Origin of the sequence: Streptococcus sp. HMSC064D12, from assembly GCF_001837205.1 — a bacterium.
Classification (GTDB): domain Bacteria; phylum Bacillota; class Bacilli; order Lactobacillales; family Streptococcaceae; genus Streptococcus; species Streptococcus salivarius_D.
Map to the genome: position 1 here is coordinate 97,730 of NZ_KV831751.1, position 4,597 is coordinate 102,326.

General features: G+C 34.5%; 6 protein-coding genes. 1 reads left to right on the top strand and 5 read right to left on the bottom strand.

Translation table 11 applies throughout. The annotated features are described in order from the left end of the window. The 3 genes from HMPREF2697_RS06655 to HMPREF2697_RS06665 form a co-directional block, all read right to left on the bottom strand. The coding region (locus HMPREF2697_RS06655) for a hypothetical protein (protein WP_070850174.1) at positions 1 to 424 on the bottom strand (424 nt) is incomplete at its 3' end. 23 nt (positions 425 to 447) lie between these two features. Beyond that, the gene (locus HMPREF2697_RS06660) at positions 448 to 963 is read right to left on the bottom strand and encodes a hypothetical protein (RefSeq protein ID WP_070850068.1); all 516 of its coding nucleotides are present in this window, start codon (positions 961 to 963) and stop codon (positions 448 to 450) included. An 18-nt stretch (positions 964 to 981) separates the two neighbouring features. Next, positions 982 to 1,494: a hypothetical protein gene (locus HMPREF2697_RS06665; RefSeq protein WP_070850069.1), complete on the bottom strand. Its 513-nt coding sequence runs from the start codon at positions 1,492 to 1,494 to the stop codon at positions 982 to 984. Between the two features lie 296 nt (positions 1,495 to 1,790). Here HMPREF2697_RS06665 and HMPREF2697_RS06670 point away from each other — a divergent pair, with 296 nt between their 5' ends. Further along, complete coding sequence (locus tag HMPREF2697_RS06670; RefSeq protein ID WP_002884818.1) at positions 1,791 to 2,090, top strand: YbaB/EbfC family nucleoid-associated protein; 300 nt, start codon at positions 1,791 to 1,793, stop codon at positions 2,088 to 2,090. A 110-nt stretch (positions 2,091 to 2,200) separates the two neighbouring features. On the opposite strand, the gene HMPREF2697_RS06675 is transcribed toward HMPREF2697_RS06670, so the two are convergent. Continuing rightward, positions 2,201 to 2,818, bottom strand: a complete 618-nt coding sequence (locus HMPREF2697_RS06675) for a hypothetical protein (protein ID WP_070850071.1) — start codon at positions 2,816 to 2,818, stop codon at positions 2,201 to 2,203. 584 nt (positions 2,819 to 3,402) lie between these two features. After that, positions 3,403 to 4,569 carry a tyrosine-type recombinase/integrase gene (locus HMPREF2697_RS06680; protein WP_070850073.1) on the bottom strand — a complete coding sequence of 389 codons (1,167 nt, stop codon included), beginning with the start codon at positions 4,567 to 4,569 and terminating at the stop codon, positions 3,403 to 3,405. Positions 4,570 to 4,597 lie beyond the last annotated feature (28 nt).

The window sequence follows — 4,597 nt, forward strand, 5'->3', positions numbered from 1 at the left end:
CGGTCTCTCTAATTTCTTTTTTGACTTTTCGTTGATTATATTTTATCTTGTGATAACGTTTGTCAAAAGCATCTTGGATAGAAAAATTACGATTAAGAAGATAACTTTCACCTGAGTCCAGGAAAAAGAATAGAGTATCACCTGAAAGATCTAATACAGACGTTTTAGTTCCTTTTTCTCTAGTTATAGCATACGATCCGTCATCATCATAGCTAATACCATCTATTTCCGGTGTATAGGCCCAACCCATATTCTCCATCAGCATAATGATGTCCGGTTCTGTTCCCTCTTTATGAGGAATATGCTGAGCATAATAAACAGAGTTAAATTTAATATTAATAAAAGTAAATAGGCTCATTCCCAAGACTGTATACAGCCCTATAACTAGTCCTACAAGAATCCCTAAAATATTGCTTTTTTTCATTGTCATCTTCTCTTTCCTTTTCTCTAATTAAACCTACTTTGATAAAGTAAATTAAACAACCATTGAAGATTGATCAATGGTTTTGCTTGAGCATCAATCACTGGTTGGACGGTCTCTCTAATTTCTTTTTTGACTTTTCGTTGCTTATACTTAATCTTGTGATAATGTTCATCAAAAGCATCTTGGATAGAAAAATTACGATTTAAAAGATAGCCATCACCAGATGCCGAACTAAAATATAGAGTATCACCTGAAAGACCTAATATAGACGTTTTCGTTCCTTTATTTCTAGTTATAGCGTACATTCCATCATCATCATAGCTAATACCATCTATTTCCGGTGTATAGGCCCAACCCATATTCTCCATCAGCATAATGATGTCCGGTTCTGTTCCCTCTTTATGAGGAATATGCTGAGCATAATAAACAGAGTTAAATTTTATATTAATAAAAGTAAATAGGCTCATTCCTAAGACTGTAACCAGCCCTATAACTAGTCCTACAAAAATCGCTAGTGTATTTCTTTTTTGCTTTGTCATCTTCTCTTTCCTTTTTCTCTAGTTAAACCTACTTTGATAAATTAAATTAAACAACCATTGAAGATTGATAAAAGGTTTTGTTTGAACCTTCATAATTGGAGAAAAATCTTCCCTAATCTCTCGTTTAATTTGTGATTCATTAACTTTAGTTCTTTTTGCTTCTTCTGAAAAATAACTGACGTCCTCAAATCTAAACGTACTGTCAAAACCGATAGTCATATTATCTTTATCATATAAAAAACTTCCTGAACTTTTTGTTAAAAAAGATTTGCTTTTAGTATTTATAATAGCATTTGTTCCATCATCGTCGTATCGAATACCATCAATCTCCGGCGTATAAATCCATCCCATATTCTCTACCAACATAACGAGATCTGGCTCTGTCCCCTCCTTATGAGGAATATGTTGAGCATAATAAACAGAGTTAAATTTTATATTAATAAAAGTAAATAGGCTCATTCCTAAGACTGTAACCAGCCCCATAAATAGTCCTACAAAAATCCCTAAAATATTGCTTTTTTGCATTGTCATCTTCTCTTTCCTTTTTATCTCCAATCGAATTTTGACTGGATTAACAATAAACCATTGTACCGTATTTATCATAGGTCTTACAATTTAATGATTTGTAATTACTCTAACATTTGTTATGAATAAGAAAAAATCAAGTCTTTATAAATTTCTCCAACGCCTCTCCCCACTTTGTCAATCAAGCTAAACATGGTATAATAGTTAAGATTTTTATACTACTTATTTCTGGTCAGAAGTGGGCAGTGAAATTTAAGAAACAAGGGCTAAGCCCTTGATATGAAAGGAATCTAGAAACTATTATGATGAACATGCAGAACATGATGAAGCAAGCTCAAAAGCTTCAGAAACAAATGGAAAAAAGCCAAGCTGAGTTGGCTGCTACAACCTTCACTGGAAAATCAGCACAAGACTTGGTTGTTGCTGAATTGACTGGTGACAAAAAAGTGGTTAACATCACTTTTGCTGATGCTGTCGTGGATCCTGATGATGTGGAAACACTTCAAGATATGACTGTTCAAGCACTTAACGATGCTCTTGGACAAATTGACGAAGCGACTAAAAAATCAATGGGTGCCTTTGCCGGTAAATTGCCATTCTAAAAAATGAAAAGGAATCTCGCAGTTCCTTTTTTCTATTAACAATTCAGTCATAACATACAAAAGACTTGGACAAGAAATCCAAGTCTTTTTAAGATAGTCATATAAAAATTTTATTCTTCAACCAAAGCAAGACCTGACTGTGCGTCTTCTTCGTTGGCCAATTTATAGCGATTCTTTTGACCTAAGTAGATGCTCGCTGAATTTAATGAACTTTCTAAATTAGGGTAATTCACGTCTTCATTCGCTGTTTGGATAGGTACCGGTCCTGAAATTAATAGCTCATCAGCATTCTTGACATAAATCTGGTATTCTCCAACTTCGCTAGTTTGAGCTAAAATCTCATTCAACAAGTCTGGGTTAAGCGTTTGAGCGACACCATCAACCTCTTGATTAGCGTCCTGCTTATGCTCCGATGAGTCCACTACTTCAGTGATAACGATGTAGTCAGGAGTTTCCTCATCTGAAACTTTAGTTCCTTCAGTTTCTGGCTGTTTTTGTCCAGGTGTTTCTTGCTTCTTCGTCTCTTGAGCTTGTCCATCATGAGTCTTCAATTCCTCATCACTAACGGTTTGAACTTTAGTTTGATTAGCATCTAAATCAAGTTTTGGAGCTTCTTTGACATCAGCTGAAGCTCCACTGGTACCCATGAATAGAGCTAGAGTCCCCAAAGTAGCAATCAAGCTGATTACTGCTTTGCCAATAAAACCATTCTCTTTGTTTTTAATCATAAATCCCTCACTATTTGTTTGGTTAGCTCTAACTGGCTAACAACGAGTCCAATTTGCTGCTGTAGGCGGTAAAAGGTTGGTTGAGCTGTTTGACCAACCCTTCACCCAGATAACAATCTTAGCATGCAAAAACCTTGATTTCAAGCATTTCTTTAATTTTTAAGCATTTTAAATAAATGACAACTTCATGTCTTAAAATTGATGACAATCTATTATCTGATTAGCTTTTTTACGCTATGCAAATGGTAATTTCTTTAAATGGTACTTAGGGAAATAATACTTGTTTTTTAGACAGATTCTTCAGAAACCACTTTTGCTGACTTACCTCCCAAAAAAATTTATCGGATAGCAAAATTCTGTCCAAACACTTTAAATGCAACTATAAAAAGAATTCTTGATTCAGGAAGTGGAGTTTTCAACATCCTAAAATAATATTAGAAACTAAAACCCCTCAATTAGACCAAAGAAAGCTACAACAAAATGCTTTAATTTTAAGATTATTGTATCGAAAAGCCCGTTGTTATGGGCTTTTTTGTTTGTTCTAAAATATTATTTCTGAATTTATTCCCCTTTTTATTCCCCCTCTAAAGATTTTCTAGAGCTGTTTCAAAATAGGAGACAGCTTTTTTAGCATTTTCTTTAGAAAGGTGACTATAGATATCCATGGTCATAGATAGTTGAGAATGACCTAAACGGTGCTGTAGTTCCTTGTAAGGAATTCCAGAGTTTAGCAGTAAACTAGCATGAGTATGTCGGAAACCATGAAAGCCTATATTATTGACTTTAGCGTGTTTGAAATGAGTTCTTAACCTAGTTTGAAGTGTTCTGTTATTTGGATACTCATGAATAAAGTCAGAAAACACTACCATTTCCGAACGCCCTAATTTCCAATCCTCTTGTGTTTGTCGTAGTTTGTACTGTCTTAGCATATTTATGGTCTGGATATCTATATCTATATCTCGATAGCTTGAGTGTGATTTAGGGCTATTAATTTCCTGCTTATAGTTAAGTGTCTTAGTAATATGGACAATAGCATTATCAAAGTCTATATCAGACCATGACAGAGCTAGTGCTTCATTGATACGGCAACCAGTGGCAAGTAGAAATTTGTATAGTGTTACTTCATAATATAGACGGTATTTGTTACTATCTAAGCTATTTAGGTAATCAAGGAAAGTCTTTAGTTCTTGATTATCAAAATGCTTAATCTTTTGATGCTTTGATTTTTGACTGTTTCGGGGTAATATAACCTCACGAGCTGGGTTAAATGGTAAAGCTTGCATAACTACACCATACTGTAAAATACGTTTGTTTAAAGCGTGTATTTTGTCATAATGGAGATATGCTCCAGGTTCTCCTTTATTAGTTTTTTCTGCTATCTTATTGATAATTGACTGAATGAGTGGTGTTGTCAGTTTGTTTAGCTTATAATCACCAAAGAGTGGCAGAATATGTGTATTAAGTACCTTTCTTGTATAGTCCTGAGTATTTGGCTTCACAGTATGTTTGTAGCTTTCCCACCAGAGGTTTGCCAGTTCTTTATATGTAGTAATGGTTGAGGCTTGAACTCTGGTAGAGCCATTTTCTCTGAATGTTGTAATAGCTTGCTGAGATTTCTGTTTGACCTCTTTTTGAGTTCGTCCTGTTATGCTAGTTTTTACCTTTTTTCCTGTTACTTGGTCTATACCTAGATAAATAGTTGAGCGATAAACGGTAGAACCGTCTTTCTTAGTAATTTGTTTTAATTTCATGATAAACCTTTCTAAACATCAGCAGGCA